Source organism: Pedobacter sp. SG908 (genome assembly GCF_011759615.1).
Lineage (GTDB): Bacteria > Bacteroidota > Bacteroidia > Sphingobacteriales > Sphingobacteriaceae > Pedobacter > Pedobacter riviphilus.
Map to the genome: position 1 here is coordinate 2,995,990 of NZ_JAAOYY010000001.1, position 17,793 is coordinate 3,013,782.

Consider the following 17,793-nt stretch of genomic DNA (forward strand, 5'->3'; position numbering starts at 1 on the left):
ATAAAGATGAAAAAGATTATAATCCTATTTAATTTCCTTGCTTGCCTGATGGTTTTAGAATCATGCAGTAAGCTCGATGTTGATGTAGAATCGCAATACGTTAAAGACAATTTTCCTTTTACCAATTCAGATTACGCAGCACTTTTCGGCACCATGTATTCTAACCTTTCTTCTCAATATGGTGTTCCTTATTGGAGAATGCAAGAGCTTTCTACAGATGCCGCAATTATTCCGGCACGCGATGGAAATTTTGATGATGGAGGTCAATACCGTCAGCTCCACTACCATACCTGGACCATTGATCATCCAAATGTGAGAGATATCTGGCAGTGGGGATTTGGCGGTATCAATAACTGCAACCGCTTAATTAACCTAACCAATGAGTCTTCAATCTCAGCAACACAGAAAAGTAGCAGTATAGCCGAAGTAAAAGCAATGAGGGCCTTATACTATTATTTTATGATGGATTTATACGGTAATGTACCAATTATTGATACTTTCCCAGTGAGTACGCTCCCAGGAAACCAAAGCAGAGATAAAGTATTTGAATTTATTGAGAAAGAACTTTTATCCGTTATTCCGCAATTACCAATAAAGGACAATAACAACCGTGTATTGGTTTATGGCCGACCAACCCAGGCAATGGCTTATGCTTTATTAGAAAAAATGTACCTTAATGCTGAGGTATATACAGGCAAACCGAGATATGCAGATGCCGTAATTATGGCCGATAATATTCTGAAAAATACCAACTACGCTTTGGATAACAAGTATTCTGATATTTTTGATGTAAACAATGGGCCTCAAATTAACGAAACCATATTCGCTATTCCTTACGATCAGCAAATTCCGGGTAACCAGATTACAAGATTTGGTTTTTACCCTGCATTAGCAGCGGCTTATGGCATTAACGTAGGTTTCAGTATTGCCATGAGCACTACACCCGAATATTATAATCGTTTTAATTTAAACAATGATATCCGTAACAGTTTCTGGTTAATTGGCAAACAATATGCACCAGATGCCAACCGTAAACCTGATTTAACTAAACCCGTTTTTGTTGCAGGAACCACTACACAAATCGAAATTACGCCAGATTTAATTCTGAAACCAGGCAAACCAATGGATTTAGGCAATACCGTTGCAGACCAGGCTAAAGGTGTTCGATCGGTAAAATACTGGCCAGATGTAAATGCAATTCAGGCCACACGTTTAAATGGCAACGATATGCCCGTATTGCGTTTAGCTGATGTGATGCTCATGAAAGCAGAAGCCATATTAAGAGGAGCAACTGCTACCACTGTTAATGGCGAGTTGCAAACGCCACTGGTACTTTTAAATAAAATAAGAAGCCGTGCAGGTGCCGAATTGGCAAGCACTGTAACATTAACGGTTTTATTAGATGAAAGAGCCCGCGAATTTAGCTGGGAAGCATGGAGAAGAAATGACTTAATCCGTTTCGGACAATTTGAAACCGAATATCCGTTACCTAACGATGTACTTTTCATGAATAAGGATATAACCAGAAGAATTTATCCTATTCCGGCAAACGAGTTAAAGCTTAATACAAACCTGAAACAAAACCCAGGGTATTAATAATCAAAAAAGGTGTATGAGAATCATCAGTTACGTAAGCCTATTGCTGGTATTGCCAGCAATAGCGTTTATTACCGTTAAGGAAGATCCAACCATCAATCAGATTCAGGTTATTGGTTCGCACAATAGTTATAAGCAAGCCATCGATCCGGCATTATTTGCCATGTTTAAAAAAACAGATTCAGTAGCTGCCAGTAAGATCGATTATGAGCACATTTCTATACCAGAACAATTAAATATGGGCTTAAGAAATTTGGAGATTGATGTTTATGCTGATTCTGCTGGTGGCCGTTATGCGCATCCAAAAGGTTTAGATTGGGCAAAGGATCAGCCTGCCTTTGATGCCTCTGGAGAAATGAAAAAGCCCGGTTTTAAGGTTTTACACATCCCCGAACTCGATTTTAGAAGTTCTGTACCAACTTTTGTAGCGGCTTTAAAAGTGTTGCGTACCTGGTCAGAAACACATGCAGATCATTCGCCGATTTTTATTACACTAGAGGCTAAAGATGATTCGATAAAAAGACCTGGTTTTACATCACCAGAATTATTTACGCCAAAGGTTTTTGATGAACTGGATAAAGTGATTTTAGAGAATTTAGGTAAAGAACATATCATTCTTCCTGATGAAGTAAGAGGTAAATACAGTTCGCTTCAAGACGCGGTACTCCATCAGAATTGGCCAAAATTGAGCCAGGCGAAAGGCAAGTTTATTTTCGTACTGGATGCAACCGGCAAAAAAAGAGCAACTTATATTCAAAATCATCCATCACTAAAGGCCCGTGTAATGTTTACGAATTCAGACCCAGGCACACCCGAGGCTGCTTTTATGATTAGAAATAATCCGAAAGACAAACAGATTCCGGAAATGGTAAAAAAAGGTTACATCATTAGAACACGAGCCGATAACGATACGCAACAGGCTCGTAAAAATGATACAAGTGATTTCGATGCAGCATGTAACTCTGGTGCACAGGTTATCACAACAGACTATTACCTAAAAAGCACACATTTTAAGTCCAGTTACGCTGTTAGCTTTGCTAAGGGCGAATACTTTAGAGCTAACCCCCTATTTAAAGTTAGATAAAGAACAACCTGTTTGATAACTGGATTTCGAGAATTTATCCGGTAAGGGCTAATAAACTTAGCGCCTGTTTAAATTTTTATAACCAATATAAATGGCCTCTTGTTGTCAACACTGAGGAGTAATTTATTGGATGAAAATCAATATGAGTGACTGATAAGTTTTAAGTATGTAATATTCCTCGAGAGATCGTCATTCCCAACTTGATTGAGAATCTTAATGCAAGCGTTCTAAGATTCCCGCATGCGCGAGAATGACAACCGCTCTAGTGGATTCTGTCAATGGTCGCGTAGTCCAAGTGCATTTATTAATACGTTAATGATCTTCGACTACGCTCTCCACAGGAGTCCTTTGGACAGACTGACGTACGAAATAATTTTATTTAGTTTTTAAACGGGCCCTTAAAAGTATATTGATTTAATCCAGACTTTCGATTTTCCTAATAGCCAAACCAAAGACAATACATCGGTTAATCTATGGTTCCACTTTTTCTGGCTTTAATTTCGGGGATTTCCTTGCCATCAAGTTCCATCAATGTGGCTTCTATCATCTGGCACATTTCATTCAATGCAAGGTCATTAGATTCTGTACCAAAAGGCTGCTCAATCTCATCTGCAATGGCTTCAAAAGCGACAAAAGTATAGGCAATAAAAACAACAATAAATGGGGTTAGCCATTGGAGGCTATCTACAAGCCCAAAAGGAAGAAGAAAGCAGTAGAGGTATACTGTCCGGTGTAATAACACACGGTAACTGTAAGGTATTGGTGTTGATATGATCCGCTCACAGCCTCCGACAATTTCGGCCAGCTTGTCTAGATTTTCATCAAACCGCATCTGCTGAATTGAATCTATGCTTTCTTTGCTGCGTGCATGAGCAATCCAATCCCCCATCAGTTTAATAATCATGGTCGGTTTATAACGTGTAGTATGGATAAAGCTGAATTGGGTATCGTTGAGCCTTTTTTTAAGGTCATTTTCTGCATTTGTACCCCTTAGCTGATGTTTTAACGCATAGGTACATGATATCAAAAGATTGATGAAGCCTGTGGATTCAGATTTTTCAGATGAAGTGCGGGGAAGCGTTATGACTTGTCTGGCGAGTGAGCGGGTACAATTTAAAAGGGAGCCCCAAAGCTTTCGGGCTTCCCAGAACCTGTCATAACTCACATTATTTCGAAAGCCAAGGAACAATGCAAGTACAAAACCGAACAAGGTTAACGGTGTTGGATTTAAAGGCACTTTAAAGGAAAGGATTTTACCATGAAAGAACACCACCCCTATAGACAGTACAAAAAGTAAGATAAGCCGTGGCAATAGCCTGGGAAGAACCGAGCCATGCCACACAAAAAGCATTTTGAACCAATTTTCTTTTTTCCTGATTATCATATTATTTTGAGCTATTTATCATTTTGACAAAGGTAATTTTCATAGTCAAAGATACGATAAGGCTCCATGCTTTAGGATTACTATTGCATCAGCCGATAATTTTCTTCTACTTTTTTTACCCGGTCATAAATAGTGGGTTCGTGCTTTTTAATTTTAATCTTTACGTATTTAGAAGCTGGCATATTACTTTCTTCTACCACATTGTTCACAGAAACCAAAACATTGGTTTCGGGGAAATAGGTTACCGTATTACGTTCTGGAATCTCATAAGGTACGATGATGAACAGCGGGGCAATCCGTTCAACGCCGTCATCGAAATTAAACAAGTCTACTTTGTCGCCGGCTTTCATCCCCAGTTTTTCGACATCCTTCTTATTCATGAAGATCACGCGCCGCTCATTTTTAATGCCGCGATAACGGTCATCCAGTCCATATATGGTCGTATTGAATTGATCATGTGTCCTGGTGGTTGCCATCATATACTCATCATCCTCGAGATCGTTATTGGGAATTTTTGTAAGGGTGAAGGGTGCACGGTCGCCGAATTCTTTGGTCATAAACTTTCCATCTCTTGCAGCGTTTGGCAAGTAAAACCCACCTTTTTGCCTAACTTTTTCATTATAGTTTTCAAAGCCTGGAATGCATTTCTCTATCGCGTCGCGAACCGCGTCATAACTATCATGGTAGAGTTGCCAGTTAACAACCGATTTTTCTCCCAGTGTTGCCATTGCCATTCGGCAAGCTATCTGCGTTTCATTAATCAAGTTTTTGGATACCGCATCCAGCATCCCCTTTGAAGCCTGTACAACCCCCATAGAGTTTTCAGTAGAAATGATCTGTACCTCGCCATTTACAATATCTTTATCACTTCGGCCGTAAGTTGGCAGTATTAATGCTTCATTTCCGTGAATAAGATGGCTTCGATTGAGCTTGGTAGATACGCAAACCAGCAGATCCAGTTTTCGTACAGCATTGGCGGTATAGGTAGTATCAGGAGTTGCAGACAAAAAATTCCCGCCCATGCAAAACATAAATTTGAGCTTTCCCTCGTGCATGGCCTTGATTGCCCGGACCACATCGTAGCCATGCTCGCGTGGCATTTTAAAGCCATAGTAATTTTCAAGGCGGTCGAGCTGTTCAGCTGTAGGCTTTTCATCTATAAGCATGGTTCTGTTACCCTGAACATTACTGTGCCCACGTACCGGACATACGCCGGCCCCAGGCTTTCCGATACTTCCTTTAAGCAATAGAATATTAAGAATTTCACGGATCATTGCAACACCATTGGGCTGTTGTGTAAGTCCCATTCCCCAACAGAAAATGATTCTTTTTTTAAAGGCAATCATCTCCGCAGCCCTTAGGATATCTTCTTTGGAAACGCCACATAGCCCGGATAAATGATCAAGATTATAATCCTCATGTTCAAACTGCTTCAAAAATGCTTCATATCCGGTTGTTTTATCTTTGATAAATTCCTGGTCAAAAACCTGTCCCGGAAATTTCTTTTCGAAATCGATCAGCAGAATTTCCAAGGCCTTAAGCAAGGCCATATCGCCGTTGATTTTTACAGGGAGATATAAATCTGCCAGCTTAACCCCGCCCCCAATCATTCCCTTTATAGACTGTGGATCCTGAAAACCAAGCAATCCGGCCTCCGGCAGAGGATTAATGGCTATGATCATGGCTCCGTTTTTTTTCCCCTTAGCCAGGGCACTCATCATCCGAGGTGCATTTGTACCTGGATTATGGCCGATATCGATAATTACATCGGTTTCATAAAAGTCCTCTAGCGTAACGGTCCCCTTGCCAATACCAATAGTTGGCCGCAGTGCAGAACCGGAAGTTTCATGGCACATATTCGAACAGTCGGGCATATTGTTGGTACCAAATTCCTTGGCAAAGAGCTGATACACAAATGATGCCTCATTGCTGGTTCTGCCCGAGGTGTAAAATGCGGCCTGGTGGGGCGACTCGAGTGCATTGAGGTGCGCTCCTATTTTCTTGAAAGCATTCTCCCAACTAATTGGCTCATAATGCGTTCCGCCCTTGGGCATATACATTGGCTCGGTAAGTCTCCCGAACTTGCCAATCTGGTAATCATCCAGCTTGGCCAGGTCAAAAACAGAATGCTTTTTAAAAAAATCAGCTGTCACTCTTTTCGTTGTTGCTTCTTCTGCAAGGGCCTTTGCACCGTTTTCACAGTATTCGCCAACAGGAGAGCGTTCATCATCAGGATCTGGCCATGCACAGCTCGGACAATCGAATCCCTTAAACTGGTTCATGTTCAAAAGTGCGTGGTTTCCCCTGAAAAATGTCTTCTCCTCTATCAAATCTCCCATGGCGGCCATTACCGCGTGCATTCCTGCTGCCGATTTCTCTACAGGTGTCAGTTTCAGATCAAGCAGCTTATATGGATTTTCTGCAGAAGGTGCCTTTTTATCTTGTTCCATAGCTTAACAGTTTATATTGGGATTGGGAAAATTATCACTCTGATCTTCTTCCACATTATCCAAACAGGTAAAATCTTTTTCAATGAGCAGGCTTACCGGACCAGACACATCGCTAAAACCGACCTTATCTGTATTGACCAGCTCCTCGATCATTTTTTCGGGCATATTGAGAACGATCCGGTTTTCCGAAAAATCGGCGGTAAGTTGTCCCTCGCTTGTTGTCATAATCGCATATTCCAGCGCTTGGCTAGCAAAGTGGGTACGTTCGGAAAGAAATCCAACCATTCCCAATGCCGCTACTTCAGACTTGGTTAAACGATATCTGAGCGAATTGCCCTTTATTCTAATTTTCATGCGATGTAGGTATTAAAATTCTGTCGTTACTGGTATAAATGTTAAAACGGTCTTCCTTTAAAAAACCTAAAAGGGTAATGCCAAATTCAGTGGCAAGTTCTACGGCAAGACTGGATGGGGCACCGATAGCGGCTACAATTGCAATTCCAGCCATGGCTGCTTTCTGAATCAGCTCAAAACTTGCCCGCCCACTCAACAACAAGATGTACTTGTTAAGGGGAAGCAGATCGCTGGCAAGTGCTGCACCAATGAGTTTATCCAAAGCATTGTGGCGGCCTACATCCTCCCTAAGCATCAGCATTTCTCCTTCAATCGTAAAAAGGCCCGATGCATGAATTCCCCCAGTAGCAGAGAAATTTCGCTGTGCCGACCTCAGCTTGCGTGGGAGCTGGTAGAGGATTTCAGGAGAAAGGCTGAGTTCCTGCTCACTGGCCAGACCTGAATAAATGCTTGACGTCCTGATAGACTGTATTGATCCCTTGCCGCAGACTCCGCAGCTCGATGTGGTGTAAAAATTACGGTCAGACTGCGAGAGATTAGGCGTAAATCGATCACTGAATTCAACACAAACAATGTTTTCCTTATCAAATTCACATGCCATTGCCAGGTGGGCAATAACAGTTACCTCCTCTTTGGAGGATACAATACCTTCGGTGAATAAAAAACCCAATGCCAGTTCCAGATCATTCCCGGGTGTCCGCATGGTTACAGAAATATTCTTTTTTACCCGAGCGTCTGCAGGCCCGTATATTATCCGGATTTCCAGCGGTTCCTCTACAGAAAGAATGTCTAGTGCAGGGGAAGCGATAAATCCCGATACTCTTTTTACGGGCAAGTGTTTAATCGAAACCGATGGAATATCCCTCATAAAATCGTTCTAGTCAAAAATGAAATATAAAGATACTGATTGAGCAGAAAATTAGGTGCGCCAATATGTTTATTTTTTGCCGCTGTTACACAAAACCCCTAACAGGTATATCTTATTTCTCGATCAATAATACCGTTTAAGTGGATGCGCTCCAGTTTAAACGGTACTATTTTCATTGTTTTACTTTACATCCTCAAAAGAAACGTCTGTCACATCATCCGGTCCGTCATTTGCAGGTTGGTTTACATTTTCTGCTCCCTGTGAAGGCTGATCGGTTTTGTACATCTCCTCACTGGCACTGTTCCATGCTTTGGTCAGATCTGCAAGGGAGGTATCAATAGCCGCAATATCCTGTTTTTCGTGTGCATATTTCAGGGCAGAAAGCGCACCCTCAATAGCCTGTCTGTTATCTGTAGAAAGTTTCTCTCCAAAGGTTTTCAATTGTTTCTCAGATTGGAAAATCTGGCTGTCCGCCAGGTTCAGTTTATCCACCCGCTCCCGGGCCTCCTTGTCAGAAACCTCATTGGCCTTAGCACTTTCCCTCATTTTTTCAACCTCTTCCTTACTCAGTCCGCTACCGGCCTCAATCCGTATTTTTTGTTCCTTATTGGTCCCTTTGTCTTTTGCAGTTACATTAAGTATCCCGTTGGAGTCGATATCGAATACAACCTCGATCTGAGGGATTCCCCTTGGCGCAGGTGGAAGTCCATCAAGGTTAAAGATGCCCAGGCTTTTATTATCCTTTGCCATGGTTCTATCCCCTTGCAATACATGTACCTGAACCCCTGGCTGGTTATCAGATGCAGTAGAGAACACTTCTGATTTTTTTGCCGGTATGGTTGTATTGGCTGGGATTAAGGTTGTCATTACACCACCCATTGTCTCTATCCCCAATGAGAGTGGCGTCACATCCAGTAGCACCACATCCTTTACGTCGCCAGATAACACCGCACCCTGGATTGCTGCACCCAATGCAACCACCTCGTCAGGATTTACACCTTTACTAGGTTGCCTGCCAAAAAACTGCGCTACTATTTCCTGTACTTTTGGAATACGGGTACTTCCACCTACAAGGATAACCTCCTCAATATCTGCCGATTTCAATTTAGCATCTTTAAGGGCCGCCTCGCAAGGTTTCAGGCAGCGCGAAAATAAACTGTCGGCTAACTTTTCAAATTTTGCACGGCTCAGTTTTTTTACCAGGTGTTTAGGAATTCCATCCACTGCAGTTACATAGGGTAGGTTAATTTCCGTTTCAGTAGCCGTTGAAAGTTCAACCTTGGCTTTCTCAGCTGCCTCCTTTAAACGCTGAAGTGCCATGGGATCCTTACGCAGATCAATCCCCTCCTCTTTCTTGAATTCATCTGCCATCCAATCTATAATTACCTTATCAAAATCATCACCCCCAAGATGGGTATCACCATTGGTTGATTTAACCTCAAAAACACCATCCCCAAGTTCAAGTACGGAAATATCAAATGTTCCCCCTCCAAGATCGAAAACAGCTACTTTCTGGTTCTTATTTGCCTTTTGCAGGCCATAGGCTAAAGCAGCCGCAGTTGGCTCATTTACTATCCTTTTTACGTTAAGCCCTGCAATTTCACCTGCTTCCTTGGTTGCCTGCCTTTGGGCATCATTAAAATATGCCGGCACGGTAATTACAGCATCTGTTACCTCCTGCCCGAGATAATCTTCTGCGTTTTTCTTCATCTTTTGCAGGATGATGGCGGAGATTTCCTGTGGCGTGTACAACTTCCCCTCAATATCAACCCGGATAGTATCATTGTCGCCACGAACAACTTTATAGCTACAATGTTTTATTTCTTCTGTTACTTCATCAAAACGACGACCCATAAAACGTTTGATAGACATGATCGTATTTTGCGGATTGGTAATAGCCTGCCTTTTCGCAGGATCGCCAACCTTACGTTCTCCATTTTTTAAAAAAGCCACAATCGAAGGAGTGGTTCTTTTTCCTTCATCGTTAGCGATCACTACCGGATCATTTCCTTCCATAACTGCCACGCAGCTATTGGTGGTTCCCAAGTCGATACCTATAATTTTGCCCATAATGTTAGATATAGTTTTAGTTAAAAATTTAATTATTATTTCAGATTAATACTTTCTTTAGCCAAAAACCCTGTCTATCGAAATCACCTGTCGTAAAATGGATGGTGATTATACGTTATACGCCACAATAGAAATCCCAATTCCTAACCCCTCTCGGTACTGGGGCATGTTCTGCATTTCTCACAACTATCAAATTTCATAACATCAGCCAATACAATATTAGATAATAAAAAAACGGCATCTTTCGATATCACTATAGAATAGCATGAAAATAGTAGCGTAAATTATCGATCCGAGAACTGCAAAAAACATCCAGACCGCTCGACCTGCAAAAATGATTTTGTAGCCCGCGGCACAGCCAGGCAAGATTTTGGATAGCAGAAAAAAATAAATATTAAACCTGTGTATTTTAGGCTACAGCCTGGATGAAAAGTGGTTTATTTAGGCTATTTTAAATATTAAAGTATAAAAGAAGAAACCCTAAAAACTATAAATATAGTATTTAGTGAAAATAATGTCGAATAATATGCATTTACAGAAAATGTGAGTTGTATCACATTTACATAAACTAAATTTGGCTTATGCCTTTTAAAAACGATACCTGTGAACGTGAAAAAAATCTACTTATAAAAAAGCTACAGAAGTCTGAAATTTATTTGCATTATAGGAAGCAAAGAAATCATTGAATTCTTGTTTCGAAGTTTAAAAAAACAACAGTAATTTTTCCCATGAGCACCAACTTACTCCATTATTTTAGATCGTGTTATTGATAGAATTATCCATATACCAGGCATTTTACAGGCAAGTTTTACCGTAATGGGAATTGATTTGGATAGCGTATATTTAAGATAAAAAAAAATCAGACAAAAGATAAAATTGAAAATTATAAACCCATAAGCGTGAATCAACCACAAAACGTAACAGACTATCCTAATAACAACACCATTTTTATGGTTTGGAAATTCAAAGATGGCGCAGCCATCAGGCCCGCCTTCGAGCAGCTATGTGCCCTGGTAGAAAACATAAATCGCTCTTATGCAATCCGAATTGTAAAGGGACGGACAAGTTGTGTGCTGGGTGTAGGGTATGATGCCTGGAAAAAACTTAGACTACCCACTCCCCTCCCAAAAGAGCTGGTAGAATTCGAACCCATTGTTGGAGAACGACATACCGCAGTGTCTACCCCGGGTGATCTACACCTACATTTACGGGCAATGGATATGGGCATATGTTTCGATATGGCCAGCGACATTACGGCGGTGCTAGAATCCGTAGCCGAATGCAGCCTGGAAATACATGGTTTCAGGTACTGGGACGGCCGCTCTATACTCGGCTTTGTAGATGGCACAGAAAATCCTATTGGAGATGAAAGGCAACTTTTTGCCCTTGTGGGAGATGAAGATCCGGTTTACAAAGGTGGGAGTTACTTATTTGTACAAAAGTACCTGCATGAGATGAAAAACTGGACGGCATTGTCTACAGAGGACCAGGAAAAGGTAATTGGCCGTTATAAAATGAGCGACATCGAAATGACCGATGAGGTAAAACCAAGCAATTCGCACAGTGCACTCGCCGGGATTGAAGATGCCGCAGGGAACGACCTTAAAATCATCAGAGATAACATGCCTTTTGGGCATCCGGCAAAAGGAGAAGTTGGTACCTATTTCATTGCCTATGCCAATACATTCAGCACTGTAAAAGAAATGCTCACCAGAATGTTTATTGGAAGCCCTCCGGGAAATTCTGATCGAATACTTGACTTTAGTACCGCTAAAACCGGTACACTTTATTTTGTACCAACCATTACTATGCTTCAGAATTATTCGGCAACTTCACAATAATTCAATCAAAGAAAAACGGTCCCGTCTATTAAATCAAGATTCAAATTTAAGACAGCTTATTAAAGATAACCCAGCCAAATGGATTACATTGATTATTACAAAGTTCTTGGTGTTGGTAAAAATGCAACACCCGATGAGATCAAGAAGGCATATCGCAAGTTAGCCCGCCAGCATCATCCCGATCTGAACCCTAATGATCCCGCTGCAGGAAAACTTTTCCAGCAGATCAACGAGGCTAACGAAGTGCTCAGTGACCCGGAAAAAAGAAAAAAATATGATCAGTATGGAAAAGACTGGAAAAATGCAGAACAGTTTGAAGAGGCGCGCAGGCAACAGCAACAACAACAGTCTGCTTACAGCGGAGGTAACCCTTTCGGAGGTCAGGGCGGATATTATTCAAGCGATGATGATGGAGACTTTTCTGATTTTTTTGCTTCGATGTTCGGAAACCAGGGCAGATCAAGGGCAAGCAGACAGCCCCATTTTAAGGGGCAAGACCTTCGTGCCACGCTCCAGTTAAATCTATCAGAAGCTTATACAACCCATAAACAAAGCTTTACCGTAAACGGGAAAAATATTAGAATTACCATTCCTGCGGGCGTAGAAAACGGCCAGGAAATCAAAATTAACGGGTATGGTGCCGATGGCGCTAACGGAGGGCCAAAAGGCGATCTCTATATCACAGTTGAAATTAAAAACAATACCGCTTTCATACGCAAGGGAAATGATTTGTATTTAACCGTCTTGCTGGATCTTTACAAAGCAATATTGGGATGAGAAGAAATGATTCAAACAATGAGCGGAAAAGTTAAATTGAATATTACCCCAGAAACACAGAACGGAAAAAAAGTACGTTTAAAAGGCAAGGGATTTCCTGTTTACAAAAAGGAAGGGGCCTTTGGAGATCTTTACATCACCTTTGATGTGCAAATCCCCAAAAACCTCACCGAACGTGAAAAGGAGTTATTCGGACAACTTGCAAAAGAATCCAAAAAATAATAAAGCCGATGGAAAATTTAACAAAGATTTCGGTAGAACAGTGCTGTATCTACTATAAAATTGAATTGTCTTTTATACAAAAACTGGATCAACATGGATTAATAAGCCTTATTTCATCGGGCGAAGGGGCTTTTATTACCTATGAGCAGCTGAACGACCTGGAGAAATACATTCACTTTCACTATGATCTGGAAATCAATATGGAAGGTATCGAAACGGTTGTGCACCTTTTAGAGAGGATCAAAAAGCTCCAGCAAGAAGTAAAAATCCTTCGAAATTATGGCCAAGAAGAACAATTCACAAACTTCGACACCGCGACCTAAAATAAATCAACATTACTCAAGCTACATTATTAATTGTTAAATGTCTAAAACAAAGAGCTACATTGGGCATCCCGGCAGTGATCCAGGTTCCGAAAACAAAGCTTTCGTAGAATATAAGTATTTTGATAACGCCAGTATGCTCACCGCTGCTCTAGAAGGCGATTACTTTGCCCTGATACTATTTGAAAGCGGAACGGGAGAGCAAAACATCGCTTCTCAAAAACAAGTTATCAAGCCCCAGCAGATCTGCATATGCCCGCCCGGAGAAATTCCGCAATGGAGGTTCCAGAATGAGCCAAAGGGTCAAATCCTGCTGGTAAAGCGGCCATTGATTGAGACCTTTCCCACAATTTTACAATTTTCATTTTTGGGACGTAATGCGCAGTCTCTCCTGGATCTGGATACGGAAATGTACGAAAAAGTCTGCGCAGAATTTTCGGCCATTAATAAGGAACTGTCCGCATCTACCGTTTTCAGCGAACTGGTTAATGCAAGATGCCGTTTAGTCGGTCTGATGATCACCCTATGGGTAGAGCATACCTTTGGCGATCATTCGCCGCAGCGGTCCAAGTCCATTGCTTATAAATTCCAGGCAATGGTTGACAAACATTTTAAAACACAGAAATCGGTATCATTCTATGCAAACCACCTTTGCATCACATCCAATTATCTGGGGGTATTATGCAAAAAGCAGTATAAGATGTCTGCATTAGATTTTATTCAGGAACGTATTTTACTTGAGGCAAAGAAATTGCTTCACAGTTCTGACCGATCCATCAAGGAAATTGCTTTTGATTTGGGTTTTAAGAGTCAAACCTATTTCTGTTATTTCTTCAAAGTCAAAACAAGTTTAACACCGAGAGAATACAAGATAATTTTAGGGAAATCGTAAGAAATTAAACACATCACATTCAATTTATCGACTTTAAATATATCAACCTAAAAAACAAGCAAACTAAGATCAAAAAGTGAATTAACAAACAGTCCGAAAATGAGGAGAGGCAAAATTAAAAGTATATGTTTAACAAATCGTTCTGGAATCATCATTGATGAAAACAGACAAACAATCGGCTTCAGCCGGTTAGATGATTTAGATTTGGAATTGAATGAAACTGTGTTTTTTGAAATAGAAATGAAGGAAAATGGGCTTGAAGCGGTAAACATAAAAAAGATGCAAATACTCGCCATAGCTAAAAACTATAGTGTTGCTGAGATTGTGTTGTTGCATTAATATTTCACTTACCAGCAATTGTAACATGTATTTATTACTTTTTTTTGGGGAGAAGCTCCTTAAATAATCTACACCATGCCTGCTACTGCCAATGATCTGGCCTACTTTGCCCGAGAATGCGCCATTTACGCCTTTTGAATAGCTTGCCATCATTTTGTTTTTTTATTGAAAAAATGTTTGTTCAAAAAAGGATTTCTGTTTATACCGGTATGTTTAAATCCATGCCCAAACTTAGCGGCTTAGCAGCATTGGTGCCTCATTTTGAGCTTAAATGAGCTAAATTGAGCTAAATAAGACCGTTATTGAGCTAAAATGGACCGTTATTGCGTGGTGGTTTGCAAGGGCCTGAGGGGCCATAGCAGCCAAATTTTATGTGTGGTTAAATTACGCCTACCTGCACTAAGGGCTTAACTTAATGACATTGCGTGGCGACCTGCTTAAGGGCAGCATAACCGTTGGTGGTGGTGCTATTCTGCTAAAACAGGCGCTGGCTTTACCTTTTAGGTAAGCAAAAGGTAAAGAATAGGTAACCCTGGGGTTAACCTGGGGTTAACTTGGTAGCAAGAAAGGGTAAACAACAGGTACGGGATAGGTAAACAACTTTTTAAGAAATTTTCTCCTTTCCAGGTAGACAGCCAGTAAATTTTCAGGTAAAAACGATCACCGTACGACAGTTTTATGGGCTTTAAAGTGTTATCTTTTACCTTACGCTTGTGGGTACTCTCGCTTATTTTAAAATAATCTTTTACCTGTTGGCGGGCAAGTTGCGCGTTAGGGTCGCCGAAGAGATCGATAAAAGAAAGGCGAGCTGTTCAGCTTATAGTTCAGTTTCGCTCTACAAAAAACCCCTTTAAGTTATCCTTAAAGGGGTTTAAAGCAGTCTTTCTTTTTTTGAGTTTATGAATTTAAAAACCATACATACCGCCCGAAACGGAAATCTGCTCTCCTGTAATCCAAGCCGACTCATCGGAAGCAAGGAATACTGCGGCTTTCGCAATGTCTTCGGGCTTACCTCTACGACCGAGCGGTGTATTGGCAATGAACATTTTTTCATACTCACTGCCAGCGGTGACACCCGCACTAATTGCACCTTCTGTTTCTGTAGCACCCGGCAAAATAGAATTGATACGAATGTTTTTTGCACCCAGCTCTTTCGACAAAGAGATCGTTATGGCATCTAATGCGGCTTTAGTTGCAGAATATAAAGAAGCTCCCGGAAGAGGCATCTTGCTGGCACCCGAACTGATATTGATGACATTCCCGCCCTTATCGCCAAACAGTTTCAAAGCTGCTTGGATAGTTAGTATGGGGCCAAGTACATTAACATTGAAACTATTATGAAATGTTTCTGCTAATATCAGTTCAATAGGTGCATATCCCTGATAAACCGCATTGTTCACCAAAATGTCCAAGGTACCGAAAGCCTGTTTTGTTTCTTCAAACAGCCTGGTTACATCGGCTTCATTTGAAACGTCAGCCTGTATCGCAATGGCCATGCCACCATTGTCGGTTATGGCTTTCACCACTTTATCTGCGCCTTCCTTACTTGAGGCATAATTTACAATAACTTTTGCGCCTGCTGCTGCGAAATGTTTTGCGATCGCTGCGCCTATTCCTTTCGAAGCACCGGTAACTACTGCTACTTTGTTTATTAATTTACTCATGATTTTATAATTTAATATTTGATTTTATAAGTCGAACTTGATCAGATCCTTAAAGATCAATTTACCCCAGCTATTTCCCTGCGCCTGCACAAGAAGTCCACCTTCCGAAAGCCCACCCAATTGAATTGGTGAAAAACCGAGATTTTTTGCAAGTTCACCGATCTCAGCTGCTGCAGTGTCATCATCGCTTGACAGATAAACTACTCTGCTTCCACCATGTACGGCAGGATCTTGCTCAAGAATGGCAGCGCCCAAATGGTTGAAGCCTTTCACCAGCTTCCCGCCGGTGAAGGCTTGGGCAACGACACTTGCAGAAGGCTGTCCTCCCAGTTGCTCAAGCGGTACACCATAGGCGTTGGTCACATCGACAATGATCTTTCCCTGCCAGTTGGGCAGCATTTTTGCGACATCTGCATGCGACTCAAAACGCACCGCTAAAAAGATGACGTTTGCCTTCAAGGCTTCCGCCAGTGTGGTGGGAATGATACCGGGTCCGATTGCGGCGGCCTCGGAGGCAAAACTTTCCGGGTTACGCGTGGTAGCAATGGATACTTCGATGCCTTTACGAGCGAAGGCCTTCGCCAAGGCCTTGCCAATCTTACCAAAGCCGATAATTGCGTAACTTTTTGCTACGTTGTTTTGTGAATTATTCATTTTGAGAATTATTTAATTATTTTGATAAATAAGTCATACCGCCATCCACAAGGAGTTCGGCACCCAACATAAACGAAGAATCATCAGAGGCCAGGAAAACCGCTGTTTTACCAATGTCAGTCGGTTGCCCGATCCTGCCTATCGGCATTTGATCTGCAAAGTGTTTTTTTACTGCTTCCATTTGTTCTGCAGGAACAAACTTGTCAAATGCAGGTGTATCTGTTGTACCTGGTGTGATGACATTTACCCTGATCTTTCTATCTAAAAGGTCGCTTGAAAATCCTTTTGCTAAATAGATCACCGCTGCTTTGGCAGCGCCATAAAGCGTAAAATTCGCATAGGCCCGGTGTGCCGCGTTTGACCCGATCAGAATAATAGAAGCACCATCATTCATATAGGGCAGTGCTTTCTGAACGGTGAAGTAAACACTTTTCAGGTTCAGATCAATGGCATGGTCAAAGTCGGTTTCACTGGTCGTTGCCACCGTTCCTACAGCGCCACCACCAGCGTTGGCGACGATCACGTCAATTTTACCAAATTTTTCAGCGGTGGTGGCAAACACGCTCTCCAGGTCGGCCAAATTGGTCACATCGGCGTTGATGGCGATAAAATCATCCCCCAGTTTTGCCACAGCGCTATCTAACGTTTCCTGATTTCTGCCAACAATAACTCCCTTTGCACCTTCATTCTTGAATTCTAGTGCAATGCCCAATCCAATGCCGCTATTTCCGCCTGTAATTACAGCTACTTTATTTGTTAATCTGTTCATTTTTAATTTAATATTAAATTTGTTTCTCAAAGTTACTATCATTAGTTTATATTTGTAACCATTATCGTAGATACTGGTTACGCACAGGTTACCACAATTTTTAAAAGATATGAGAGACGAAAGATTTTGCAATTCGAATTGCCCGTTCACGAGAGCTATTGGCACCATTGGTAATAAATGGAAGCCGATCATTATCAATGTAATTTCAACCCGCACCGTTCGTTTTGGTCAGCTGGATTCCATTATACCACACATTTCAAGGAAAGTACTAACCGAACAACTTAAAGAATTGGAAGAAGATGGATTGCTGGAAAGGATAGCCTATAAGGAACTACCGCCCAGGGTAGAATATAAGTTGTCTGAAAAAGGCGTAGCTTTTTTGCCAATTTTAGAAAGTATAAAAGAATGGAATTGCAAATATGAGGTAGCTCCGATGCCCAGCGAGGCTGATAAAAAAAGTAGAATAAGTTACTCCCGGACAGCATAAAATTGAAATGATCTCGGTT

The 17,793-nt window shown here is 41.4% G+C and carries 15 protein-coding genes and 1 pseudogene; 8 read left to right on the forward strand and 8 right to left on the reverse strand.

Going from position 1 to position 17,793, the window contains the following annotated elements; all coding sequences use genetic code 11:
* The first annotated feature begins 6 nt into the window (after nt 1-6).
* Nucleotides 7-1,596: a RagB/SusD family nutrient uptake outer membrane protein gene (locus FHT21_RS12260; protein WP_167294937.1), complete on the forward strand. Its 1,590-nt coding sequence runs from the start codon at nt 7-9 to the stop codon at nt 1,594-1,596.
* 16 nt (nt 1,597-1,612) lie between these two features.
* Nucleotides 1,613-2,680 (forward strand): phosphatidylinositol-specific phospholipase C1-like protein, encoded by a 1,068-nt coding sequence (locus FHT21_RS12265; protein ID WP_167294938.1) that lies wholly within the window; start codon nt 1,613-1,615, stop codon nt 2,678-2,680.
* A 466-nt stretch (nt 2,681-3,146) separates the two neighbouring features.
* Here FHT21_RS12265 and FHT21_RS12270 read toward each other — a convergent pair whose 3' ends face one another.
* From FHT21_RS12270 to dnaK, 5 genes are all read right to left on the reverse strand, one after another.
* A complete protein-coding gene (locus FHT21_RS12270) occupies nt 3,147-4,064 on the reverse strand; it encodes a bestrophin family ion channel (protein ID WP_167294939.1) in 918 nt (305 codons plus the stop codon).
* An 80-nt stretch (nt 4,065-4,144) separates the two neighbouring features.
* The gene (locus FHT21_RS12275; protein WP_167294940.1) at nt 4,145-6,514 is read right to left on the reverse strand and encodes an FdhF/YdeP family oxidoreductase; all 2,370 of its coding nucleotides are present in this window, start codon (nt 6,512-6,514) and stop codon (nt 4,145-4,147) included.
* Between the two features lie 3 nt (nt 6,515-6,517).
* Nucleotides 6,518-6,868, reverse strand: coding sequence for a hypothetical protein (locus FHT21_RS12280; RefSeq protein WP_167294941.1), 351 nt, complete (start codon nt 6,866-6,868; stop codon nt 6,518-6,520).
* Entirely contained in the window at nt 6,858-7,736 is an 879-nt protein-coding gene (fdhD, locus tag FHT21_RS12285) for a formate dehydrogenase accessory sulfurtransferase FdhD (protein WP_167294942.1), read from the reverse strand. The genes FHT21_RS12280 and fdhD overlap by 11 nt, the downstream gene beginning before the upstream one ends.
* Before the next feature lie 180 nt (nt 7,737-7,916).
* A complete protein-coding gene (gene dnaK / locus FHT21_RS12290; RefSeq protein ID WP_167294943.1) occupies nt 7,917-9,806 on the reverse strand; it encodes a molecular chaperone DnaK in 1,890 nt (629 codons plus the stop codon).
* A gap of 899 nt (nt 9,807-10,705) precedes the next feature.
* Between dnaK and FHT21_RS12295 the strand changes: the two genes are divergently transcribed.
* The 5 genes and pseudogenes from FHT21_RS12295 (at nt 10,706) to FHT21_RS12315 (ending at nt 14,200) form a co-directional block, all read left to right on the forward strand.
* Complete coding sequence (locus FHT21_RS12295; RefSeq protein WP_208398913.1) at nt 10,706-11,647, forward strand: Dyp-type peroxidase; 942 nt, start codon at nt 10,706-10,708, stop codon at nt 11,645-11,647.
* A gap of 78 nt (nt 11,648-11,725) precedes the next feature.
* Nucleotides 11,726-12,646 (forward strand): annotated as a pseudogene (locus tag FHT21_RS12300) (DnaJ C-terminal domain-containing protein).
* A gap of 8 nt (nt 12,647-12,654) precedes the next feature.
* Complete coding sequence (locus FHT21_RS12305; protein WP_167294944.1) at nt 12,655-12,969, forward strand: chaperone modulator CbpM; 315 nt, start codon at nt 12,655-12,657, stop codon at nt 12,967-12,969.
* Between the two features lie 40 nt (nt 12,970-13,009).
* Nucleotides 13,010-13,861 carry a helix-turn-helix domain-containing protein gene (locus tag FHT21_RS12310; protein WP_167294945.1) on the forward strand — a complete coding sequence of 284 codons (852 nt, stop codon included), beginning with the start codon at nt 13,010-13,012 and terminating at the stop codon, nt 13,859-13,861.
* Between the two features lie 99 nt (nt 13,862-13,960).
* The gene (locus FHT21_RS12315) at nt 13,961-14,200 is read left to right on the forward strand and encodes a hypothetical protein (RefSeq protein WP_167294946.1); all 240 of its coding nucleotides are present in this window, start codon (nt 13,961-13,963) and stop codon (nt 14,198-14,200) included.
* A gap of 905 nt (nt 14,201-15,105) precedes the next feature.
* Here FHT21_RS12315 and FHT21_RS12320 read toward each other — a convergent pair.
* The 3 genes from FHT21_RS12320 to FHT21_RS12330 are packed head-to-tail and all read right to left on the reverse strand — an operon-like array spanning nt 15,106 to nt 17,287.
* A complete protein-coding gene (locus tag FHT21_RS12320; protein ID WP_167294947.1) occupies nt 15,106-15,864 on the reverse strand; it encodes a glucose 1-dehydrogenase in 759 nt (252 codons plus the stop codon).
* 24 nt (nt 15,865-15,888) lie between these two features.
* The gene (locus FHT21_RS12325) at nt 15,889-16,518 is read right to left on the reverse strand and encodes an NADPH-dependent F420 reductase (RefSeq protein ID WP_167294948.1); all 630 of its coding nucleotides are present in this window, start codon (nt 16,516-16,518) and stop codon (nt 15,889-15,891) included.
* Nucleotides 16,519-16,534: 16 nt separating this feature from the next.
* Nucleotides 16,535-17,287 (reverse strand): glucose 1-dehydrogenase, encoded by a 753-nt coding sequence (locus FHT21_RS12330; protein WP_167294949.1) that lies wholly within the window; start codon nt 17,285-17,287, stop codon nt 16,535-16,537.
* 109 nt (nt 17,288-17,396) lie between these two features.
* Between FHT21_RS12330 and FHT21_RS12335 the strand changes: the two genes are divergently transcribed.
* Nucleotides 17,397-17,774 carry a helix-turn-helix domain-containing protein gene (locus tag FHT21_RS12335; RefSeq protein ID WP_167294950.1) on the forward strand — a complete coding sequence of 126 codons (378 nt, stop codon included), beginning with the start codon at nt 17,397-17,399 and terminating at the stop codon, nt 17,772-17,774.
* The last annotated feature ends 19 nt before the right edge of the window (nt 17,775-17,793 follow it).